We start from the raw sequence: 23,334 nt of genomic DNA, 5'->3' as shown, positions 1-23,334 counted from the left end.
CTAGACGAGCGAGGCGCAAGGAAATTTAGCCGCTGGCCGAGATTTTTCTCAGCCAGCGCGGGTATCAGCTTCCCAGCAGGGCTACCAACTCCTGCAGTACCTGCGGATGACGCACGATGCCTTGGTGGTCGGTGTCGATAAGGCGGTGCGCTGCCGCCCTGCCCTGCACCTGTTCCAGGCCACTCTCCAGCAACGCGGCGCGACCACCCGGCTGCGCCGCCCACCAGCAGTGCGGGCGCACCTTGACCTTGGGCAGCGCGTAGCCGGCGCACAGTCGGCGCATATGCTGCTCCACCGCCCAGGCGAACAGCAGTTCTTCCAGGCTCTGGCGCGTCATGCCATCCAGCGGCTGGCCGGCGAACCAGGCGCTGCAGGCCTGCGGCCAGTCCAGCGGTTCGAGTTGCAGTAGTTGCTCGAACAGACCGTCCCAGGCCTTGGCCGGCAACTCCGGAGCCAGCAGCTGCAGATGCTCGACCAGCTTGGCCCGCGCCTGCGGATGGCGTGCATCGTCGCCGGCGATCTCGGTGCCCGGCACGTAGCAGTCGAGCAGGCCGAGGAAGGCCACCTCTTCGCCACGCGCCTCCAGGCGTGTCGCCAGTTCCAGGGCCAGACTGCCGCCCAGGGACCAACCGACCAGGCGGTACGGCCCCTGCGGCTGCTGCTTGAGCAGTGCAGCCAGATAGGCATCGGCCATCTCGCCGAGCGAAGCATCACGCCAGGCCGGATCGAGGAAGCTGCGGCATTGCAGGCCGAAAACATCACGCACACCCTCCAGGCGTGCTGCCAGCGGCTGGTAGCCAGTGACCCGGCCGGTGACCGGATGCGGACAGAACACTGGCAAAGTGCTTGCCTCCTGACGGGTCAGGCGCAGCACTGGTGATGGCCCTTGCGCTGCCTGGCCACGAGCCAGCTCCAGCAAGCCGAGCAGTTCCCGGCGATAGTCCTGAGCCAGGCATTCGATAGTCTCGGAACAGTACTGATTGGCCGCGTACTCCCAGGACAGCTGCAACTGCCCGTCGAACACTTGGCCATTGACGGCCAGACGGCTGGCCAGCGGGTTTGCCGAAGCCACTGCCATGCCACCGCCGCCCGCCGGACGGAACCAGTCCGCTGCGGCGCCGGCCTGGTACTGACCGAGGTAGTTGAAGGTGACCTCGGCGGCCGGCAAGGCTGCCAGAGCGGCCTGCGCCTCGGCCGAACCCAGCCAGCGCAATACACCATAGCCCTGGCCGCCGCACTCGATCTGCTGCAAACGCTGCTGAACCTGCTGCAGGTGCTCGCCCACGTCGCTGACCTGCGGCAATTGCAGCGGATACAGGCTGGTGAACCAGCCGACGGTGCGCGACAGATCCAGCTCGCCGGCCAGCGCCTCGCGGCCGTGGCCTTCGAGGTTGACCCGCAGACCCGGTTGGCCGCTCCAGCGGCACAGCGTGCGAGTCAGCGCGGTGAGCAGCAAGGCATCGATACGCACACCGAGCTGCGCCGGCGCCTGCAACAGGCGTTTAGTCTCGGCGACGTCCAGGGCCAGGCGCACTTCGCGCTTGTCGCCATGTGTGGCTGTTGAATCTTCCAGCTCACGCGGCAAGGCCAGCTCAGGGCCACTCAGGCGGCTGCACCAGGCATCCAGCTCAACCTGCGCAGCTTCGCTGCCAGCCCAGTCTTGCAGGGCCTCGGCCCAGCGCTTGTAGGACTGGCTCTTGCTCTGCAGACGCACGGACTGTCCGGCCTCCAGCTGGCGATACGCCGCGAGGATGTCTTCCAGCAGAATGCGCCAGGACACCCCGTCCACCACCAGATGATGCACCGCCAGCAGCAGGCGATCAGCCTGGCCGGCTTGTTTGAGGTAGAGCGCACGCAGCAACGGACCATCAGCCAGTTGGAGACTTCGCTGGGCCTGCTGGTAGAGCTGCTCAGCCTCGGCATCGCCGCCAGCTTCGCGCAGCCACAGCAGCTGTTGTCCCGCATTCACTTCTGCGTAGCGCTGACGCCAGGCGCCCTGCTCCTGGCTAAATCGCAGACGCAGGCCATCGTGGTGGCTTACTAGCGCTTGCAGTGCCTGCTCCAGCAGTTGCGGATCGAGCGGACGCAGCAGCTCCAGATTCAGCGCCTGGTTCCAGTGCGCCGGCTCGGCCTGGTCCATGGCGAAGAAGTGCGCCTGGATCGGTGCCAGCGGCAGTTCGCCGGTCACCGGCTCCTGCGCCACTTCCTCGCCAGCAACACGGGCCGCCTTGGCCAATTCGGCCAGGCGCGGGAACTGGAACAGCTCGCGCGGCGCCAGTTGCAAGCCTTGCTGCCGTACGCGGCTGACTATCTGCAGCGCGACGATGGAGTCACCGCCCAGTTCAAAGAAATGATCCTGGCGCCCTACCCGCTCCACGCCCAGCACTTCGGCCCAGATGGCAGCAAGGATGCGTTCGTTGTCGCTCTGCGGCGCTTCGTAGCTCTGGCTCTGCCAGGTCGGTTCCGGCAGCGCGGCGCGGTCCAGCTTGCCGGCCGGGGTCAGCGGCAGTTTGTCCAGGGCGATGATCTGCGCCGGGACCATATAGTCCGGCAGCACCTTGGCCAGCTCTGCACGCAGTGCATTGGCATCCGTGTTGTCGCGAGCGACAACATAACCCACAAGCTGCTTGCCGGTCGGCGTCTCGCGGGCGATCACCGCCGCTTCCTGCACAGCGTCGAGGGCCAACAGCTGGCTTTCGATCTCGCCCAGTTCGATGCGGAAGCCGCGGATCTTCACCTGATGGTCGACCCGGCCCAGGTAATCCAGGGTGCCGTCTTCGCGCCAGCGCACCAGGTCGCCAGTGCGGTACATACGCTCCCCTGCCCGGCCAAACGGATCGGGCAGGAAGCGCTCGGCGGTCAGCTCGGGGCGCTGGAAGTAGCCGCGAGCCAGCCCCACTTCACCACCGATATACAGCTCGCCGGCCACACCAATGGGCAGCAGGTTCAGCTCGGCATCGAGGACATACAGGCTGCGCGGACCGACTGGATTACCGATCGGTGCGTAGGCGGCTTCAAACGAATCACCCGGGAAGGCTTCCCAGATCAGCGGAGTGACTACCGTCTCGGTCGGGCCGTAGCCGTTGATGATGCGCTGCGGCTGCAGGACTTTCTGCAAGCGCTCGTAGGTCTCGCGGGTAAAGGCTTCGCCACCCAAGGTCCAGGAACGTACTGGCAGTTTGAGGTTCTGGCTTTCCACCCAGTCCAGCAGTTGCTGGGCATAGCTCGGCGGCAAGCAGGAAATGGTCACGCCTTCGTCGGCGATTACCTGGCAGGTCTTTTCTGCACTCCATAGCTCCTGGTCGCGAATCACCAGGCGGCTGCCGAAGGCCAGCGGCACCGTCCAGCGCTCCAGGGCGCCGTCGAAACTGATGGAGGCAAAATGCAGCTCCACGTCGTCCGGGCTCATGCCGTAGCGCTGGCCGATGGTCTGCACATGCATGGTCAGGCCGAGGTGGTTCACTGCCACGCCCTTGGGCTGGCCGGTGGAGCCGGAGGTGTAGATCAGATAGGCCAGATTGAGCGGATGCAACTGCACCGCAGGCGCCGAGGTGTTGAAAGCAGCGAGATCCAGCTGATCCAGATATAGCGGCTCGACGCCCTCGCCCAGCGGCAGACGCTCGGCCAGATCGGACGAAGTGAGCAGCCACTTCAACCCCGAGTCCTCGACCATGTAGCTCAAACGCTCGCGCGGGTAATCCGGATCCAGCGGCACGAAGGCGCCGCCGGATTTCAGCACCGCCAGCATGGCGACGATCATCGCGTTGCCGCGCTCCAGCGAGACGCCGACGCGAGACTCGGGCTGTACGCCGTGGGCCACCAGCAGGTTGGCCAGGCGATTGGAACGAGCCTCCAACTCGGCGAAAGAAATCCGCTCCCCCCCATGTACCAGGGCAATAGCTTCGGGACGCAGGCGTGCTTGCTCGGCAATCAGCTCCGGCAGCAAGCGCGACGCATCAAAGTTCTGCTGCGGGGCGTTCCACTCAGCCAGGCGTCCCTGATCCTGCTGATCCAGCAACGGCAGGCTGACCAGCGGCTGGTCCGGTGCCGCACCAACCTGCTCCAACAGGCCCAGCAAGTGCTCGGCGAGTCGGCGCATCTGGCCATCGTCCAGGCGCTCGCGGGCCCAGGTCAGGGTCAGGCGCAGACGGCCGCTGCTGTCTTCATGGCTGTCCAGCGCCAGGTCGAACAAGGCATGCGGCACGCCCTGTGCCAGCGGCTCCAGGCTCAGGCCTGGCAGCTGCAAGGCGCCGAGGTCGCGTTTCTGGTGGTTGAACAGCACCTGGAACAGCGGCGTCTGGCCCAGGCTGCGCTCGGGCGCCAGGGCTTCCACCAAGTGATCGAACGGCAGGTCCTGTTGATCCTGGGCGTCCAGCGCGTGGCGGCGCACGTCGGCCAGCAACTGGCGAAAGCTTTGGGCCAGGTCGAATTCGCTGCGCAGCACCTGGGTATTGACGAAGAAACCCACCAGAGGTGCAGTCTCGGCACGCTGGCGATTGGCGACTGGTACGCCGACGCGGATATCGCGCTGGCCGCTGTAGCGCGCCAGGATCAACTGGAACGCCGCCAGCAGCAACATAAACAGGGTTGCACCCTCGCCCTGGGCCAGCTGGCGCAGGCGCTCGGCCAGGGCCGGCGGTACTTCGATGCTCTGGCGTTCGGCATGCCGCTGCCCGGATGCATCTAGCTTGTAGGGCAAGGCCAGTACCGGCTGCTCGCTCCCCAGGCGCTCGCGCCAGTAGCCGAGCTGTCGCTCGCGCTCGCCGGCTTCCAGCCAGGCGCGCTGCCACTGGGCATAGTCGGTGTACTGGATCGGCAGTTCGGCCAGCTGTGGCGCTTGCCCCAGGCGCAGCGCAGCATAGGCGCGGCCCAGTTCCTCGGCGAACACGCCGATGGACCAGCCATCCGAGACGATGTGGTGGCAGACGATCTGCAGGCGCCACCGCTGCTCGTCCAGGCGCAGCAGTTGCACGCGCAGCAGCGGCCCTTCGATCAGGTCGAAGGTGCGCGCGGCATGGGCATCGGCCAGGGTTTGGACGCTTTGTGCTTCACCGCGCAGGTCACGTTCCTCCAGAGCCAGCGGCCCCGGCGGATCAATGCGCTGGCACAGCTGCCCGGCATGCTCGTAGAACCGTGTGCGCAGCGCCTCGTGCCGCTGCACCACCAGTTCCAGGGCCGCCAGCAGTGCGCCACGATCCAACTCGCCGTTGAGGGCGAAGGCACCGACCATGTGGTAGGCGCTGCTGTCCGGCTCCAGCTGGGCCACCAGCCACAGGCGTTGCTGGGCATGGGATGCCGGCAGGTGCTCGCCCCGCGGCGCCGGTACCAGCGGCAGGCGGTCGAAACGGATGCCCTTGGTTGCCAGCAGTTCGAGAAAGCGCTTCTGCTCGGTCGGCCCGAGGGCAAGGAAACGGCGCGCCAGGGCGGCCTTGTCGATGGGCGCGGTCACAGGGCCTCCAGTTCGTCGAGCAGCGCGGCCATGTCGCGCAGGTCTTGGTCTTCTTCCTCGGCGGCGTTGCCAGCCTGGCCATCGAGGGCCGCGGCCAGGGCCGCCAGGTCTTGCGCCTCGAAGAAGGCGCGCAGCGGCAACTCCAGGCCCAGGCGCTGGCGCAGCAGCGCCACGGCTTGAGTGGCCAGCAGCGAGTGACCACCGAGCTCGAAGAAGTTGTCGTCGAGGCCGACCTGGGTCACTTCCAACACTTCCTGCCAGATGCCTGCCAGGGTGATTTCCAGCACGGACTGCGGCGCGCGGTAGCTGCGTGCCTGCCAGACCGGCTCGGGCAGCGCACGGCGCTCCAGCTTGCCGTTGGGCGACAGCGGCATGCGGTCGAGGCGCATCAGGATCGACGGCACCATATGCTCGGGCAGTTCAACCTTCAGCGCAGCCTTGATAGCGCTGAGCCAGCTGGCTTCATCCGCCGGCAGCGGATCGGCCACTACATAGCCAACCAGCTGCTTGCCGATCTGGCTATCGCGAGCCACCACCACGGCCTCGGCGACGCCCGATTGGGCACCGAGCTGAGCCTCGATCTCACCCAGTTCGACGCGGAAGCCACGGATCTTCACCTGATGGTCGATGCGACCCAGGTAGTCGATGGCGCCATCGGCACGCCAGCGCACCAGGTCGCCGGTGCGATACATGCGCGAGCCGGCCGGGCCATGCGGATCAGGCAGGAAGCGCTCGGCGGTCAGCTCCGGACGACGGTGGTAGCCGCGCGCCAGGCCGATGCCGGCGATATACAGCTCGCCAGGCACGCCCTGCGGCACCGGGTTGAGCTGGGCATCGAGGATATGCAGGCGCAGGTTGGCGATCGGTCGACCGATCGGCACGGCATGCCGGCCCTCCTCCACACAGGTCCAGTGGCTAACGTCGATAGCTGCCTCGGTCGGGCCATACAGGTTGTACAGGCCAGCCTGCGGCAGACGCTGGAAGGTCCGCACCTGCAGCTCTGCCGGCAGCGCTTCGCCACTGCAGATGACGCGGGTCAGGCTTTGGCACTGTTCCACATCCGGGTGCAGGAGGAAGGCCTGCAGCATCGACGGCACGAAGTGCAGCGTGCTGACCTTGTGACGCTGGATCAGCTCCACCAGTTTCTGCGGGTCGCGGTGGTCGCCCGGCGCGGCCACGGCCAGGCAGGCGCCGGTGATCAGCGGCCAGAAGAACTCCCACACCGAGACGTCGAAGCTGAACGGGGTCTTCTGCAGCACCACGTCGCCAGCGCCGATCTGGTAGGCCTCCTGCATCCACAAAATGCGGTTGGCCAGGGCCAGGTGGCTGTTGCCGGCGCCCTTGGGCTTGCCGGTGGAGCCGGAGGTGTAGATGACGTAGGCCAGGTCATCGCCCTGCAGCTCGATCTGCGGCGGCTCGATGCTCTCGGCGCTGCAGTCCTCGCGATCCAGGCCCAGCGCCTTGAGGCCGGCCGGCAGCGGCAGACGCTCGACTAGCGCGCTGTGCGACAGCAGCAGGTCGACGCCGGAGTCCTCCAGCAGATAGGCCAGGCGCTCCAGCGGGTATTCCGGGTCGAGCGGCACATAGGCGCCTCCGGCGCGGACGATGGCGTGCAGGCCAATCACCAGCTCCAGCGAGCGTTCCAGGCTGATACCGACCAGGCTGCCACGCTGCACGCCGAGGCTGCGCAGGCGGTTGGCCAATTGATTGATGCGTTGCTCCAGCTCGGCGTAGCTCAGCGTCTGCTCGCCGAACACCAGGGCCGGCGCCTGCGGAGTGCGCGCCGCCTGCTGGCTGATCTGCTCACTGAGGTTGACCAGCGGACCGTAGTCCTTGGCCGTGTCGTTCCAGGCAACCAGCTGGGCCTGTTCGTCCTCTTCCAGCAACGGCAGCAGGCCGATGGCTTGCTGCGGATCGGCACAGATACCTTCCAGCAGACGCACGAAATGCCGCGCCAGGCGGGCGATGGTGCGCGCCTCGAACAACTCGCCGGCGTAGCTGACGAACCCGCTGAGGCTGCCGTCGGCGGCTTCCTCGGTATCCAGCGCCAGGTCGAACTGGGCACCGGCGGCACCCGGATCATGCGGCTGCACGCGCAGGTCCGGCAGGTTGCCGAGGGCGCTGAAATCCACCTGCTGGTGGTTGAACGCCACCTGGAACAGCGGGTGATGGCTCAGGCTGCGCGTCGGTTGCAGCGCTTCCACCAGTTGGTCGAACGGCAGCTCCTGATTGGCCAGGGCATCGCGGCTGGCCTGGACCAGTTCGCCGAGCAGCTCGCGGAAGGGTTTCAGCCCGGCCGGCTCGCCACGCAGCACCAGGGTGTTGATGAAGCAACCGAGCACGCCGTCCATTTCCGCCAGGCTACGCCCGGCCACCGGTACGCCGACGCGGATGTCTTCCTGGCCGCTGTAGCGATGCAGCAGGGTCTGCCAGGCGGCCAGCAACAGGCTGAACAGCGTGCTGCCCTCGCGCTGGGCCAGGGCGCGCAGTTGCGCGGTAAGCAGCGGCGACAGCTCGAAGCGCCAGCGCAGGCCCTGGCGGCTGCCATGGGCCGGGCGCGGATGGTCGGTAGGCAGTTCCAGCAGCGGCTGGTGTTCGCCCAGGCGCGCCTTCCAGTAGTCCAGCTGGCGCGTGGCCTCGCTGGACTTCAGCCAGTCGCGTTGCCACTGGGCATAGTCGGCGTACTGCAGCGGCAAGGCGGCGAACTGCGCGGTGCGTCCCTCGGCTACTGCCGCATAGGCGGCGGAGAATTCGCCGATAAAGCGCTGCATCGACCAGCCATCGGAGACGATGTGGTGCTGGATCAGCAGCAGGCGGTATTCCTGGTCGCCGAGGCGCAGCACGCTGACGCGCAACAGCGGTTCGCTGGCCAGGTTGAACGGACGCTTGAGCAGCTTCTGCGCGTAATCGCGGGCCTCGGCTTCGCGCTCGTTGGCTGCCAGCTCGCGCAGGTCGAGCCAATCGATACGCTGGCCCTGGGCCGGCAGGATGCGCTGGCGCGCTTCGCCGTTGACCTCGACGAAGCGGGTACGCAGCGACTCGTGGCGCGCTTCCAGCTGGTCGAAAGCGGCCTGCAGCGCCTGGCGATCCAGGCGGCCCTGCAGGTCGAGGCCGGCCGGCATATGGTAGGCGCCGTTGTTCGGGTCCAGGCGGTTGAGGAACCACAGGCGCTGCTGAGCATGCGACAGCGGCAGATCGCCGCCACGCGGCAAGGCGCGCAGCTTGGGTACGTCCAAGCTCTCGTGCTGCAATGCGGCAGCGCAGTCGGCCAGCCGGCTCTGCTCGAACAGCGCCTTTAGCGGCAGCTGCAGGCCCTGTTGGCGAATGCGGCTGACTACCTTGAGCGCGACGATGGAGTCGCCACCCAGCTCGAAGAAGTGATCCTGCCGCCCTACCCGCTCCACGCCCAGCACTTCGGCCCAGATGGCGGCGAGAATACGTTCGTTGTCGCTCTGCGGCGCTTCGTAGCTCTGGCTTTGCCAGGTCGGCTCCGGCAGCGCGGCGCGATCCAGCTTGCCGGCCGGGGTCAGCGGCAGTTTTTCCAGAGCGATGATCTGCGCAGGGACCATATAGTCCGGCAGTACCTTGGCCAGCTCGGCTCTTAGCTCCCTCTCCCGCTGGGAGAGGTCTGGGGCGGCCGGCGTACCGGTGAGGGACTCACCGTGCAGCTCGGACGCTCCCTCACCCCCGGCCCCTCTCCCAAGGGGAGAGGGGTGTTTGGCCACGACGTAGCCCACCAACTGCTTGCCGGTCGGTGTCTCGCGGGCGATCACCGCCGCTTCCTGCACGCCTTCGAGGGCCAACAGCTGGCTTTCGATCTCGCCCAGTTCGATACGGAAGCCGCGGATCTTCACCTGATGGTCGACACGCCCCAGATAGTCCAGGGTGCCGTCTTCGCGCCAACGCACCAAGTCGCCGGTGCGGTACATGCGCTCGCCGGCTGCGCCGAACGGATCGGGCAGGAAGCGTTCGGCGGTCAGCTCGGGACGCTGGAAGTAGCCGCGAGCCAGGCCGACTTCACCGCCGATATACAGCTCGCCAGCCACGCCGATGGGCAGCAGATTCAGTTCGGCATCGAGGACATACAGGCTGCGCGGACCGACCGGATTACCAATCGGTGCGTAGGCAGCTTCAAATGAATCACCCGGGAAGGCTTCCCAGATCAGCGGCGTCACCACGGTTTCGGTCGGGCCATAGCCGTTGATGATGCGCTTGGGCTCAAGAACACGCTGCAGTCGCTCGTAGGTTTCGCGGGTAAAGGCCTCGCCACCCAAGGTCCAGGAACGTACTGGCAGTATGAGGTTCTGGCTTTCCACCCAGTCCAGCAGTTGCTGGGCATAGCTGGGCGGCAGGCAGGAGATGGTCACGCCTTCGTCGGCGATCACCTGGCAGGTCTTCTCCGCGCTCCACAGTTCCTGATCGCGAATCACCAGGCGGCTGCCGAAGGCCAGCGGCACGGTCCAGCGCTCCAAGGCGCCGTCGAAACTGATGGAAGCAAAGTGCAGCTCCACATCGTCTGGGGTCATGCCGTAGCGCTGGCCGATGGTCTGCACATGCATGCTCAGGCCGAGGTGGTTCACCGCCACGCCTTTCGGCTGGCCGGTGGAGCCGGAGGTGTAGATCAGATAGGCCAGATTCAATGGATGCAGCTGCACTGCAGGCGCCGAGGCGTTGAAAGCAGCGAGATCGAGCTGATCCAGATACAGCGGCTCGACGCCCTCACCCAGCGGCAAGCGCTCGGCCAGATCGGAGGAAGTGAGCAGCCACTTCAGCCCCGAATCCTCGACCATGTAGCTCAGGCGATCACGCGGATAATCCGGGTCCAGCGGCACAAAGGCGCCGCCGGATTTCAGCACTGCCAACATGGCCACGAGCATCGCGTTTCCACGCTCCAGAGAAACACCGACGCGGGATTCCGGCTGCACGCCGTGAGCCACCATCAGATTAGCCAGGCGATTGGAGCGAGCCTCCAGTTCGGCAAAGGCAATCCGCTCAGTGCCGTGTACCAGGGCGATGGCTTCGGGACGCAGGCGTGCCTGCTCGGCGATCAATTCAGGCAACAACCGAGCAGCATCGAAGGCCTGGCGCGGGGTATTCCACTCGCCCAGCAGGAACTGCTCGCTCTCGCTAACTAGCGCCAGGCTGCCCAGCGGCTGGGCCGGATCGCCACAGACCAGCTGCAGCGCCTGGCGCAGCAGCGCCTCGACCTGAGCAATACCGTTGGCATCGAAATGCGCGCGGTCGTAGGCCAGCAGCAGCTCCAGGCGGCTGCCCGGCAGCACGGCCAAGGTCATCGGGTAGTGGGTGAACTCATGGCTCTGCGGCATGCCCAGGCGCAGTTCGCCGCGCTCGGCCTGCTTCAGTGCATCGCCCAGCGGGTAGTTCTCGAATACCAGCAGACTGTCGAACAGTGCCTCACCGGCGCTGCCGACCCAGCGCTGGATATCGTGCAGCGGGCTGTGTTCGTGCTCACGCAGCTGCAGGTTCTGCAACTGCAACGCGGCCAGCCAGTCGCCCAGCGGCTGCTCGGCCGGCAGCTGGATCGCCACCGGCAGGCTGTTGATAAACAGGCCGAGCATCTGTTCGCTGCCGGCCAGCTCGGTCGGGCGACCGGCCACGGTGGCGCCGAAGCACAGGCTTCGCTTGCCGGTCAGGCGCGCCAGCAGCAAGGCCCAGGCGGCTTGTACCAGGGTATTGAGGGTCAGGCCATGGCGCTGGGCGAAGCCGCGAATCTGCTGTTCGGTGGCGGCGTCTAGCGGCAGCGGATGGCGGGCATGGCCCTGTTCCGGTGCGCGGCACGGCAGGCAGCCGGCAATGCGGGTGGCACCGTCCAGCGGTGCCAGCTGCTCGCGCCAAAAGGCCTGCTCGGTTGCCGCATCCTGGCCGTCGAGCCAGCTGATGTAATCGCGGAACTGGCCGCCCGGCGCCGGCAGGCGGTCGCCGTGGTAAAGGGCCAGCACTTCGGCGAACAGCAGACCGTTGCTCCAACCGTCCAGCAGCAGGTGGTGCAGGGTCCAGGCCAGCACGAAATCGCCGGTACCGCGCTGAATCAGCGCCAGGCGCAGCAGCGGCGCCTGGTCGAGGGCAAAGCCGCGCTCACGCTCGGCGCTGCAGAAGGCCTGCAGCTGCGAATCGAAATCGGCGACGCCGCGCCAGTCGAGGTCCTGCCAATCCAGCTCGACCTCGGCCTGCACCAGTTGCAGCGGGCGCTCGCCGAGCAGGAAGCGGCTGCGCAGCACGCCATGACGCGCCAGCACCTGGCGCCAGGCGTTCTGCAGGCGCAGCGGGTCGAGCCCGGTGAACGGCAGCAGCAATTGGCTGACATAGCTACCGGCGCCTTCCAGCTGGCTGTGGAACAGCAGGCCCTGCTGCAGCGGCGACAGCGGGTGGATGTCCTCCACGCCGGGCAGCGCATCCAGCTCGGCCTGGCTCAGACCGGCCAGCGGCACATCGCTGGGGGTCAGGCTGGCCGGGGCTTTCTGGCAATGCTGGGCGATGGCACGCAGTTCGTCCTGCAAGCGAGTGATCAGGCCTTCCAGGGTCGGCCGTGCCAGTTGCTGCGGGTTGAAGTCCAGATGCAGATGCAGGGCGCCGCCACGTTGTTCGGCGTTAATTACCAGCGGTGCGTCCATCGGCGCATCGGCTTCGCGCCACAGACCGCCTTCGCGCAGGCGCAGGCCGTGGCCGCCCTCGTCGAACTGGCCGAGGTAGTTGAACAGCAGTTGCGGGGCGCGCTCGCCCAGTTGATCACGCTGGCGCAGCAGGCCGTAGCCGAGGCCCAGGTTGGGCACGGCACGCAGTTGTTCCTTGATCGCCTTGAGGCTGGCGGCCAGCTCTGCTTCGGGTTGCAGGCGCACGGGGTAGAGGCTGGTGAACCAGCCGACGCTGCGCGACAGGTCGATATCGTCGAACAGCGGCGCGCGGCCGTGGCTCTCCAGGTGCACGCACAGCGTTGGTTGCTCGCTCCAGCTGCACAGCACGCGGCTGAGGGCGGTCAGCAGCAGTTCGTCGGCGCGCAGGCGATAGGCCTGTTGGCCGGCCTGCAGCAGGTCGCGGGTAAAGCCGGCGTCCAGGCTCAGCTCCAGGCGTTGGCGAGTGCCTTCGCTACCAGTTTCGCTGCTCAGCAGCGGCAGTTCTCCGCCAGCGGCCTGCTGGGCCTGCCAGTACGGCAGTTGCGCGTCCACGTTCCAGCCAGCCAGGCGCTCGCCCCAGGTCTTGAAGGCGCTGGTCTTGCTCGGCAGCTGTACCGCCAGGCCGCTGGCCAATTGCAGGCAGGCGCGTTGCAGGTCTTCCAGCAGCACGCGCCAGGACACGCCATCGACCACCAGGTGGTGGATGGACAGCAGCAGGCGATCGGCCTGGCCTGGCTGTGTCAGGTAGAGGCCGCGCAGGTGCGCGCCGCTGGCTGGATCGATACTGCGCTGGATAGCGTCGTAGTGCGGCTGCGGGTCTTCGCCAGCGGCCAGTTCGACCTGTTGCAGCAGAGGGCTGCCTGCTTCGGCGGCATGCACTTGCTGCCACTGACCAGAGCGCTGTTCGAAGCACAGGCGCAGGGCGTCGTGGTGCTGAACCAGGGCTTGCAGCGCCTGCTCCAGCTGGGCGCTCGGCAGCGGCTCGGCCAGTTCCAGCAGCAGATACTGGTTGCACGGGGCCAGGCCCTCGCGCCGCAGCAGGCGCGCCTGGATCGGCAGCAGTGGCGCTGCGCCAGTTACCGGGCCCTGATCGGCCAGCGGTGCGGCGACGCTGCGGGCAACGCCGGCCAGTTGGGTCAGGGTCTGCTGCTGGAACAGGTCCTTGGGCGTCAGGCCCAGGCCCTGCTGCCGTGCGCGGCTGACCACCTGCAGCGCGACGATGGAGTCGCCACCCAACTCGAAGAAATGATCCTGACGCCCTACTCGCTCCACACCCAGCACCTCGGTCCAGATGGCGGCCAGGATGCGTTCGTTATCGGTTTGCGGCGCTTCGTAGCTCTGGCTCTGCCAGGTCGGTTCCGGCAGCGCGGCGCGATTCAGCTTGCCGGCCGGGGTCAGCGGCAGTTTGTCCAGGGCGATGATCTGCGCAGGGACCATATAGTCCGGCAGCACTTTGGCCAGCTCGCTGCGCAAGGCATTGGCGTCTGCATTGTCGCGGGCGACGACATAACCCACTAGCTGCTTGCCGGTTGGCGTCTCGCGGGCGATCACCGCCGCTTCCTGCACGCCGTCGAGGGCCAGCAACTGGCTCTCGATCTCGCCCAGTTCGATACGGAAACCGCGGATCTTCACTTGATGGTCGACGCGGCCCAGGTAATCCAAGGTGCCATCGGCGCGCCAGCGCACCAGGTCGCCTGTGCGGTACATACGCTCGCCGGCTGCGCCAAACGGATCGGGCAGGAAGCGTTCGGCAGTCAGCTCCGGACGCTGGAAGTAGCCGCGGGCCAGGCCGACCTCGCCGCCGATATACAGCTCGCCAGCCACACCGATGGGCAGCAGATTCAGTTCGGCATCGAGGACATACAGGCTGCGCGGACCGACTGGATTACCGATCGGTGCGTAGGCGGCCTCAAACGAATCACCCGGGAAGGCTTCCCAGATCAGCGGCGTGACCACCGTCTCGGTCGGGCCGTAGCCGTTGATGATCCGTTGTGGCTGCAGCACTTTCTGCAGACGCTCGTAGGTCTCGCGGGTAAAGGCCTCGCCACCCAGGGTCCAGGAGCGTACCGGCAGCTTCAGGCCTTGCGACTCGACCCAATCCAGCAGCTGCTGGGCATAGCTCGGTGGCAGGCAGGAGATGGTCACGCCTTCGTCGGCGATCACCTGGCTGGTCTTCTCCGCGCTCCACAGTTCCTGATCACGAATCACCAGACGGCTGCCGAAGGCCAACGGCACGGTCCAGCGCTCCAAAGCTCCGTCGAAGCTGATGGAAGCGAAGTGCAGCTCCACATCATCCGGGGTCATGCCATAGCGCTGACCGATGGTCTGCACATGCATGGTCAGGCCGAGGTGATTGACCGCTACGCCTTTCGGCTGGCCGGTGGAGCCGGAGGTGTAGATCAGATAGGCCAGATTCAGCGGATGTAGCTGTACACTCGGGGCAGACGACTCAAATGCTGACAGGTCGATCTGATCCAGATACAGCGGCTCGACGCCCGCACCCAGCGGCAGGCGCTCGGCCAGATCGGATGAAGTGATCAGCCACTTCAGGCCCGAATCCTCGACCATATAGCTCAGGCGCTCAAGCGGATAATCGGGATCCAGCGGGACGAAAGCACCGCCGGATTTCAGCACCGCCAGCATGGCGACGATCATCGCGTTGCCACGCTCCAGCGAGACGCCAACGCGAGACTCAGGCTGCACGCCGTGGGCCACCAGCAGGTTGGCCAGTCGATTGGCGCGGGCCTCCATATCGGCGAAGGCAATCCGCTCGCTGCCATGCACCAGGGCGATGGCCTCAGGGCGCAGGCGTGCCTGCTCGGCGATCAACGCGGGCAGCAGGCGCGCAGCATCGAAAGCCTGACGCGGGGTGTTCCACTCACTCAGCTGCGCCAGCTCAGGCGCCGTCACCAGCACCACTTCTCCCAGCGCCGCCTGCGGGGCGCTGGCGAAACCGTCGAGCACTTCGAGGAAGCCGGCGATCAGGCGCTCAATGCTGTTCTCGGTGAACAGGTCGGCGGCGTAGGCGAAGTTGATCGACAGCTCGTTACCACGGTCACGCACGGCATCCAGTGCCAGGTCGAACGGAATCTGGCTGGACGGCAGCTCTGCCAGTTGAGTCTCGATACCCGGCAGCCAGTTGGCCGCCAGTGGATGCTGGCGACGGTAGTTGAAGGCCACCTGGAACAGCGGCTGCTGGCCCAGGCTGCGGCTCGGCGCCAGCTCTTCCACCAGGCGCTCGATGGGCATTTCCTGGTTGGCCTGAGCTTGCTTGAGGCCGGCGCGGGCCTGCTCCAGCCACTCCGCCACCGACAGTTCGGGGCGCGGCTCGGCCTTGAGTACCAGAGTGTTGACGAAGAAGCCGACCAGACGCTCGTAGCCCTTGGCACGACCGGCCACCGGGACGCCGATGCGCACTTCGCGCTGGCCGGAGAGGCGCGCCAGCTGTAGCTGCAGAGCCGCCAGCAGCACGGTGAACAGGGTGGCGCCGTTGGCCTTGGCCAGATCACTGAGACGGGCCACCAGGGCCGGCTCCACCTGCAGCGTGCGGTAGGCAGCGCGGCGCGCGGCCTGGGGATTGTGCGGGTAGTCCGGAGCCAGGCTCTGTGGCGGCTGCTCGCTGCCCAGGTGTTCGCGCCAGAAGGCCATCTGCCGGGCGCCTGCCTCGCTGGCCAACCACTCGCGCTGGCCGACGGCGTACTCGCTGTACTGCACCGGCTGCGGGGTCATGAACGGCTGGCGGTTCTGCAGGCGGGCGCGATAGAACTCGGCCATCTCCTCCACCAGCACGCGCACCGACCAGGCGTCGGAGATGATGTGGTGCATGCCCACGGCAAAGGCGTGGCTGTTCTCGCCCAGGCGATACAGGGCGCAACGCACCAGCGGCCCGCGGGTCAGGTCGTAGTCGGCTTCGATAAAGTCGCGCGCCAGGGATTCGACCCGATCGGCACCGCCTTCGAGGTCGATGATCTCCAGGGGCATCGGGCCGACCGGCAGCACGGCCTGCTGGGCCAGGCCATCGTGCTCGCGGAACACAGTGCGCAGCGCCGCGTGGCGCGCATACACCTGGTCCAGGCCATGGCGCAGGCTGTCCATGTCCAGTACACCCTCGAAGCGCAGCACGCCGCCGATGTTGTAGGCGGTGCTGCCACTTTCCAGGCGACTGAAGAACCACAGCCGCTGCTGGGCAAAGGACAGCGGCGCCCATTCCAGGGCAAGGTTCGACGGGACTCGTGCGTTCATGACAGTACCTCGCAAAGAGTGGCCTAGGCGCCCAGGGGCAAGCCAGCCGCCTCGCGCCGCAACAGGCGCGTGGCATGGAATTCGATCAGGGACAGCAGTTCATCTTCCTGGGGGCGCAGATAGGCGTGGTCGCCATCCAGCCACTCCAGGGTGAAAGGGCCGCGCGTTTCGCGACGCCAGGCGCGCAGGTCTTCTTCGCTCAGGCAGTCGCGGCGCGCGCCGAGCACATGCAGTGCGCAGGGCAAGGGTGCGCGACGCTGGTAGCGGTAGCTCTCGGCCAGGGCGAAGTCGCTGCGCAGCACCGGCAACAGTTCGCGGCGGAACAGCGGGTCGGCCAGTAGCTCGCGCGGCAGACGAGCGAAGCCGTCCAGGCCGGCGAACAGTTCGCCGTCGCTGCGCGTGGTCATGCGCGGCGCCTGCAGGCGACGGGACGGCGCGCGGGAAGCCGAGGCGAACAGCGCCAGCGGTGCGTCATGGCCGTCGGCAATCAGCGCCTGGGCCAGCTCGAAGGCGAGCATGGCACCCAGGCTATGCCCCCACAGCAGATACGGACCGTTGCACTCACGCAGCCAGGCCTGCTTGAGGTCGTCCAGCAGCGCCGGAAGTTCCTGGCACAACGGCTCGCCCTCTCGGGCGCCGCGGCCCGGCAGCTCCAGCGGACAGACGTCCAGCCAACGCGGCAGGCGCTTGCGCCAGCGTGCGTAAGGCATGGCGCTGGCGCCGGCATGGGCCAGGCAGAACAGCTGCATCAGGCGTCCATGGCCTCGCGCAGGCTGAGCGGGCGCATATCGGTCCAGACGCTGGCGATATGGGCCAGGCAGGTCGGCTTGTCGCCGCGCACGCCATCTTCGCGCCAACCAGCAGGAACGGCCTTGTAGGCGGGCCAGATGGCGTACTGCTGCTCGTCGTTGACCACCACCAGGAAGGTGGTTTGCGGATTATCCAGACTCATGGGGTATCCCTCATAAAAGGTGGCACGCTTTAAAGACGCACGAAGCTGCGAATAATTTTCATTTAATTCGTTTGCACGGACATGACAGGGCCTGCCCCTGTTACCAAGGGCTGGAACGACTGCAATCAGGCCGGGATGGAGCCGCCGATTTCCCTGACCGCATCCTGGGTGGCGCGGTCACGGGCTTCGCCGGTGAGCTCGAACAGACGACCACCATCCATCTTCAGCAGGCGGTCGGCCTGGTCGAAATAGTGGTCGTCGTGGGTGATGGCGAGCACGGTCTTGCCGGCGGCCTTCAGCTGCGGCAACAGCTCGCGGTAGAACAGGCGACGGAACAGCGGGTCCTGGTCGGCAGCCCACTCGTCGAGGATCAGGATGTCGCGGTCCTCGAGCATCGCCAGCATCAGCGCCAGACGCTTGCGCTGGCCCTGGGAGAAGCGCGTGTCAGCCAGGCGCCCAGAGGCGAACTTGACCTTGTGGCGCAGGCGCAGGCGATCCAGCCACTGGCCGACCAGCGACTCCTCCACCTCCGCTGCCGCCGGACCGAGCAGGCGGGAGAACAGGTGGAAATCGGTGTACACGCTGGCAAACAGCTGACGATAGGACTGCCACTCATGGGTTTGTATGACGCGGCCGTCCAGGCGGATCTCGCCACCAGCCGGGCGATGCAGACCGGTGAGCAGGCGCGCCAGAGTCGACTTGCCGCTGCCGTTGCCACCGACCAAGAACACCAGTTCGCCGCGACGCAGCTCCAAGTCGATGGGGCCGACATCGAAGCCAGCCTCCTCGCCCTCGCCCGGATAACGGTATTCGATGCCGGCCAACTGCAGGCTCTGCCAGTCACCGAGGCTGGGTACTGTAGCGATATCGCTGGTTTCCGGCGCCAGATCCAGCGCCTCCAGCTTGTCCAGCGAGATGCGCGCGGCCAGCAGGCTGGGCAATGCAGCAACGGTGGCGACCATCGGCGCGCGAAGGAACAGCACGGTCAGGGCGAAGGTGGCGGCGACTTCGCCGGAGGCCCAACCCAGGCCGCTGGCGCAGAAGAACACCAGGCCGATGCTGCCCAGCACCATGGCGTTGGCCCAGTTGCCGGCCAGGCCGTTGAAGATGTCGGCGCGGGTGACGTTGTCGCGATAGGCACGGGCGTCGCGGTCGAATTCCTCGTCGTAGAGCATGCGCGCGCGGTCACGGTTGAGCGCCAGCTCCTTGCGGCCGTCGATGATCGCCTGATAGTCCTGGTACAGGTGGTCTTCCGCTTCGCGCAGCAGGCGGATGTGGTGATTGACCTTGCCGACGAAGAACCAGCCCACCAGCAGGGTCAGCCCCAGCCAGCCGGCGGTGATGCCGAACAGCGCCGGCGACAGCCAGGCCAGGTAGCTGAAGGCGGCGATGCTGAGGATCAGGCCGTAGGTCAGCTCCGGCATGTAGACGAAGGCGATGGTGATGTTGCGGATGTCGCTGGACAGGCTGGCGAGGATGCGTGCCCCACCAATCTGCTCCAGGCGCTCGATGTCGGTGTCCAGCACCCGGCGTACCAGGCTGCGACGCAGGCGGTAGACGAAGCGGTGACCAAGCGTGTGCAGCGCCACCTGCCCCGCTCCCGAGCTGATCATCAACAGCGCCAGCAGGCCGAGGAAACTGAGCAGCGTGGTCGCCAGTTCGCCTTCCAGGCGGATCAGCTTGAGGTTGATGAAAGCGATCACGCCAACGCTGAGCACTGCACTGCACAGGCTTAGCAGGACGATGCCGGAGAGCGGCAGACGGTTATCACGGAACAGCAGCTTGAGCAGTTTCATGGCAAGTCCAGAACGGCGGAAGTCAGGCCGCCTCGGTATCTAGGCGGCTGCGGCAATGGCTGAGAGCATCGCGCAGAAGGAAATGCACCAGGGTCGGCGAGGCGCTGAGATGGGTGGCCACCTCGCGCTGGCTGTAGCCCTCCAACTGGCTCATGGTGAACACGGTGCGGGTGCGTTCGGGCAGCTCGCCCAGGGCGTGCTGCAGGCGCTGCCACTCCAGCTGGCCGATGGCGCGCTGCTCCGGGCCGGACTGCGGCGCCGGCAGCTCGTCGAGCGCATCCTCGTCGGCGCTGTAGCGACCTTCCAGGGCCTGGCGGCGCAGGCGGTCGATGGAGAGGTTGCGCACCATGCGAAACAGGTAGCGTAGCGGGTCTTCGATGGCGTGGCGGTCGCCGCTCTCCCACAGCTTGAGAAAGGCGTCGTGCACCACATCCTCGGCGCGCGCACGGCAGCCGAGCACGCCCTTGGCGGCGTCTATCAATACCCGCCGATGTGTGGCGTAGAGACTGTCCAGCCCGTTGTTCCTGGTGTCGGAGGCCAAGCGTACCGGTGTGCCGGCGGGCTCCCCCCAACGATGAAACGTTCCCATAGCCCAATCCTCGGCTGCAACGTGCTGCGCATCTTAATGATAATCCTTATCAATTCAAGCGTTGCTCATGATTTTTCCTTAAGAAATGCAAACGCCGCCCGAAGGCGGCGTTTGGCCAGCATGATCACGTTCTTTACCCGGGGATATTCATCACAACCCGGCCGCCGGCCGGACAGGTCTCCATGAACTGGTTGGCCGCGATGAAATCCTCGAAAGCGAAGGACTTGGCGATGGTCGGCTTGAGCAAACGATCGGCCGTCAGCTGGTTGATCCGCTGCAGCGCACGTTGCACCGCCTCCTCGTCGCGCTGCAGGCCCAGATCGGGCTGGCCAGTGAAGTCCAGCACGCAGTGACGGAAGAACTGCAGATGCTTCTTGAACGCCGCGCAAGCCGGGAACGCCGCATCATTGCCACCGTTCACGCCATAGATGATCAGCTTGCCGCGAGTCGCCGCAACATCACCGAGCAGCTTCATCTGCGGGCCGGCGCACTGGTCCAGCACCACTTCTACGCCTTTGCCGTCGGTGAAGCGCTCAACCTCGAGGACCAGATCCTGCTCCTCGGTATCGATCACCTTGTCGGCGCCCAGCTCACGCAAATAGGCACGAGTGGAACCCTCGCTGGTGGCGGCGACCACCACGGCGCCGAGCGCCTTGGCCATCTGCACCGCCTGGGGCGCCAGGCAGTGAGCAGCCTCGGTGATCAGCACGCGCTGGCCCGGCTGCACATCGGCCAGTTCGACCAGGGCGAAGTACGCCAGCATATAGGGGGTATAGTGCACCGCCGCTTCTTCCGGCGTGAGCACGTCGGGATAGCGGGTCAGCGCGCTACGCGGCATCAGCACCAGATCGCCCCAGGCCGGGTACTGGTTGGGGCTGAAGGCCGGGAAGCTGGCAACCGCCACGCCAGGGGTTAGATCGTCGACGCCCGGGCCAACGGCCTCGACCACGCCGGACAGCTCGAAGCCGACACCGGCCGGCAGCTGCGCCGCCTGATCGGGCGCCAGGTTCTGCCGCCACAGTACGTCACGCCAGCCTACGCCAAGCGCCTGGGTGCGGATCAGCACCTCGCCATGGCCAGGTTTCGGGGTCGGCAATTCCTCCAGACGCAGCACGCTGGCATCGCCGAACTGGTGGAAACGGATCATGCGGGACATCACACACCTCGCCGTGGACTCTATGGCCCCGGACTCTATATGGGCTTATCCATCGACACCACCCGCGCACATTGATAGTCACCATAAATGTGGATGATCGGGCCCGCCGACGGCCGAGGTTGACGATAAGGTCAACCTCGCTCTTGACGTTATCTTGCCACGGCCGCACCTTTCACACACCCAACATGGAAGACAGTGATGAACCGCAACGACCTGCGCCGCGTCGATCTGAACCTGCTGATCGTATTCGAGACGCTGATGCACGAGCGCAGTGTGACGCGTGCCGCGGAGAAACTGTTCCTCGGCCAGCCGGCGATCAGCGCCGCCCTCGCCCGCCTGCGCAGCTTGTTCGACGACCCGCTGTTCGTGCGTACCGGACGCAGCATGGAGCCCACGGCGCGGGCCACCGAGATCTTCGGCCTGCTCTCGCCAGCGCTGGATTCCATCTCCACCGCCGTCAGCCGCGCCACCGACTTCGACCCCGCCACCAGCAACGCGGTGTTCCGCATCGGCCTGTCCGATGACGTCGAATTCGCCCTGTTGCCGCCACTGCTGCGCCGCCTGCGCGCCGAAGCGCCCGGGGTATCCATAGTGGTGCGCCGCGCCAACTACCTGTTGATGCCCAACCTGCTGGCCTCCGGCGAGATCTCCGTGGGCGTCAGCTACACCGAGGAGCTGCCGGCCAACGCCAAGCGCAAGGTGATCCGCCGCGGTGGCTCGCGCCTGCTGCGTGCCGACAGCGTGCCGGGCCACCTCAGCCTGGACGATTTCTGCGCGCGCCCGCACGCCATGGTGTCGTTCGCCGGCGGCCTGATCGGCTTCATCGACGAAACCCTGGAAAAACTCGAACGCAAACGCCGCGTGGTGCTGGCCGTGCCGCAGTTCAACGGTCTCGGCGCACTGCTCGCCGGCACCGACCTGGTGGCCACCGTGCCGGACTACGCCGCCTCCGCGCTGATCGCCATCGGCGGCCTACGCGCCGAACCACTGCCGTTCGAGAGCAACACCTTCGAGCTGCACATGGTCTGGCGCGGCGCCCAGGACAACGACCCGGCCGAACGCTGGCTGCGCTCGCGCCTGCAGATGTTCTGTGGCGATCCCGACACCCTCGTCTGACCGCACCAGGCGCTCTGCAACGGGCGCCACAGCCACTATTAACGCCAGAGCATGAATCATCATTCCGGATGATATTCATCTTCGGATCGTTCGATTCGTGCCTTCAAACTGCGCCGAGCAGACTCCGCCCATTCACAAATCCGACTGGCGGAGTCACACATGGAACAGTCAAACAATATCTCCTGGCGTTTTCCCCTGGCCCTTGCGGCCGTTCTGGTGTTGAGCGCCTGCGGCAAGGGTGAGGACGCCGGCCAGCAGATGCCGGCCGCCAAAGTCAGCATCGCCGAAGTCATCGAACAGCCGATCAACGAATGGGACGAGTTCACCGGCCGCCTCGAGGCACCCGAGTCCGTCGAGATCCGCCCGCGCGTCTCCGGCTACGTCGACCGCGTCGCCTTCGACGAGGGCAGCCTGGTGAAGAAAGGCGACCTGCTGTTCCAGATCGACCCGCGTCCGTTCGAAGCCGAGGTCAAGCGCCTGCAGGCCCAGCTGCAACAGGCCCGCGCCAACTCCACCCGCACCGCCAACGAGGCCCGTCGCGGTGATCGCCTGCGCCAGAGCAACGCCATCTCCGCCGAACTGGCCGATGCCCGCAGCAGCGCCGCCGCTGCCGCCCAGGCGCATGTCGCGGCGATCCAGGCGGAACTGGAGAACGCTCAGCTCAACCTCAGTTTCACCCGCATCACCTCGCCGATCGACGGCCGCGTCAGCCGCGCCGAGATCACCGAGGGCAACCTGGTCGGCGCCGGCCAGTCGCTGCTGACCTCGGTGGTGTCCACCGACAAGGTCTATGCCTATTTCGACGCCGACGAGCGCGTGTTCCTCAAGTACATCGAGCTGGCCCGCAAGGCCGGAAGCGACGCCCGCGGCGCCAGCCCGGTGTACCTAGGCCTGTCCAGCGAGAGCGGCCACCCGCACGAGGGCCAGTTGGACTTCCTCGACAACCAGGTCAACCCGCGCACCGGCACCATCCGCGGCCGCGCCGTGTTCGACAACCGCGACGGCCGCTTCACTCCGGGCCTCTATGCCCGCCTCAAGCTGGTCGGCAGCAGCACCTATGCAGCGGCGCTGATCAAGGACGAAGCGGTCGGCACCGACCTGGGCAAGAAGTTCGTCCTGGTCCTCGGCGACAAGAACACCGTGGACTACCGCGCCATCGAGCTCGGTCCGAAGCTGGAAGGCCTGCGCATCGTCCGCAGCGGCCTGGCCAAGGGCGAGAAGATCGTGGTCAACGGCCTGCAGCGCGCCATGCCCGGCGCCACCGTCGACCCGCAGTCCGTGCCGATGGCCGACGAAGCCACCCTCGCCCAACTGGCGCGCCTGCGTCAGGCCGTGGATGGCCACGACGCCCCGCGCGTAGCCGAACAACAAGCCAAATCCAGCAACGCGCCGCGCGGCTGAG

Annotated in this window: 9 protein-coding genes; 2 read left to right on the top strand and 7 right to left on the bottom strand. The window is 66.6% G+C overall.

Annotated features, from left to right (window positions below; genetic code table 11):
- Positions 1-64 precede the first annotated feature (64 nt).
- The 7 genes from N7607_RS13380 to N7607_RS13350 all read right to left on the bottom strand — a co-directional run bounded on the left by N7607_RS13380 (position 65) and on the right by N7607_RS13350 (position 20,816).
- Positions 65-5,449, bottom strand: a complete 5,385-nt coding sequence (locus N7607_RS13380; protein ID WP_279865230.1) for a non-ribosomal peptide synthetase — start codon at positions 5,447-5,449, stop codon at positions 65-67.
- Entirely contained in the window at positions 5,446-16,323 is a 10,878-nt protein-coding gene (locus N7607_RS13375) for a non-ribosomal peptide synthetase (RefSeq protein WP_279865232.1), read from the bottom strand. The genes N7607_RS13380 and N7607_RS13375 overlap by 4 nt, the downstream gene beginning before the upstream one ends.
- Positions 16,324-16,346: 23 nt before the next feature.
- Positions 16,347-17,072, bottom strand: a complete 726-nt coding sequence (locus N7607_RS13370) for an alpha/beta fold hydrolase (protein WP_279865233.1) — start codon at positions 17,070-17,072, stop codon at positions 16,347-16,349.
- The gene (locus N7607_RS13365; RefSeq protein WP_279865234.1) at positions 17,072-17,275 is read right to left on the bottom strand and encodes an MbtH family NRPS accessory protein; all 204 of its coding nucleotides are present in this window, start codon (positions 17,273-17,275) and stop codon (positions 17,072-17,074) included. The genes N7607_RS13370 and N7607_RS13365 overlap by 1 nt, the downstream gene beginning before the upstream one ends.
- Before the next feature lie 125 nt (positions 17,276-17,400).
- A complete protein-coding gene (locus N7607_RS13360; RefSeq protein WP_279865235.1) occupies positions 17,401-19,071 on the bottom strand; it encodes a multidrug ABC transporter permease/ATP-binding protein in 1,671 nt (556 codons plus the stop codon).
- Positions 19,072-19,093: 22 nt separating this feature from the next.
- Positions 19,094-19,660, bottom strand: a complete 567-nt coding sequence (locus N7607_RS13355) for a sigma-70 family RNA polymerase sigma factor (protein WP_279865236.1) — start codon at positions 19,658-19,660, stop codon at positions 19,094-19,096.
- Between the two features lie 133 nt (positions 19,661-19,793).
- Positions 19,794-20,816, bottom strand: a complete 1,023-nt coding sequence (locus N7607_RS13350; protein ID WP_279865237.1) for a zinc-dependent alcohol dehydrogenase family protein — start codon at positions 20,814-20,816, stop codon at positions 19,794-19,796.
- A 198-nt stretch (positions 20,817-21,014) separates the two neighbouring features.
- Here N7607_RS13350 and N7607_RS13345 point away from each other — a divergent pair, with 198 nt between their 5' ends.
- Together N7607_RS13345 and mexE are read left to right on the top strand one after the other, a co-directional pair.
- Positions 21,015-21,932: a LysR family transcriptional regulator gene (locus N7607_RS13345; protein ID WP_279865238.1), complete on the top strand. Its 918-nt coding sequence runs from the start codon at positions 21,015-21,017 to the stop codon at positions 21,930-21,932.
- A gap of 159 nt (positions 21,933-22,091) precedes the next feature.
- Positions 22,092-23,333 carry a multidrug efflux RND transporter periplasmic adaptor subunit MexE gene (mexE, locus tag N7607_RS13340; protein ID WP_279865239.1) on the top strand — a complete coding sequence of 414 codons (1,242 nt, stop codon included), beginning with the start codon at positions 22,092-22,094 and terminating at the stop codon, positions 23,331-23,333.
- Position 23,334: the final 1 nt, after the last annotated feature.

The sequence above is a fragment of the Pseudomonas sp. GD04019 genome, from assembly GCF_029837695.1.
Taxonomy (GTDB): domain Bacteria; phylum Pseudomonadota; class Gammaproteobacteria; order Pseudomonadales; family Pseudomonadaceae; genus Aquipseudomonas.
Note: the sequence above shows the minus strand (reverse complement) of the source record. Positions and strands in the feature narration are given on the sequence as shown.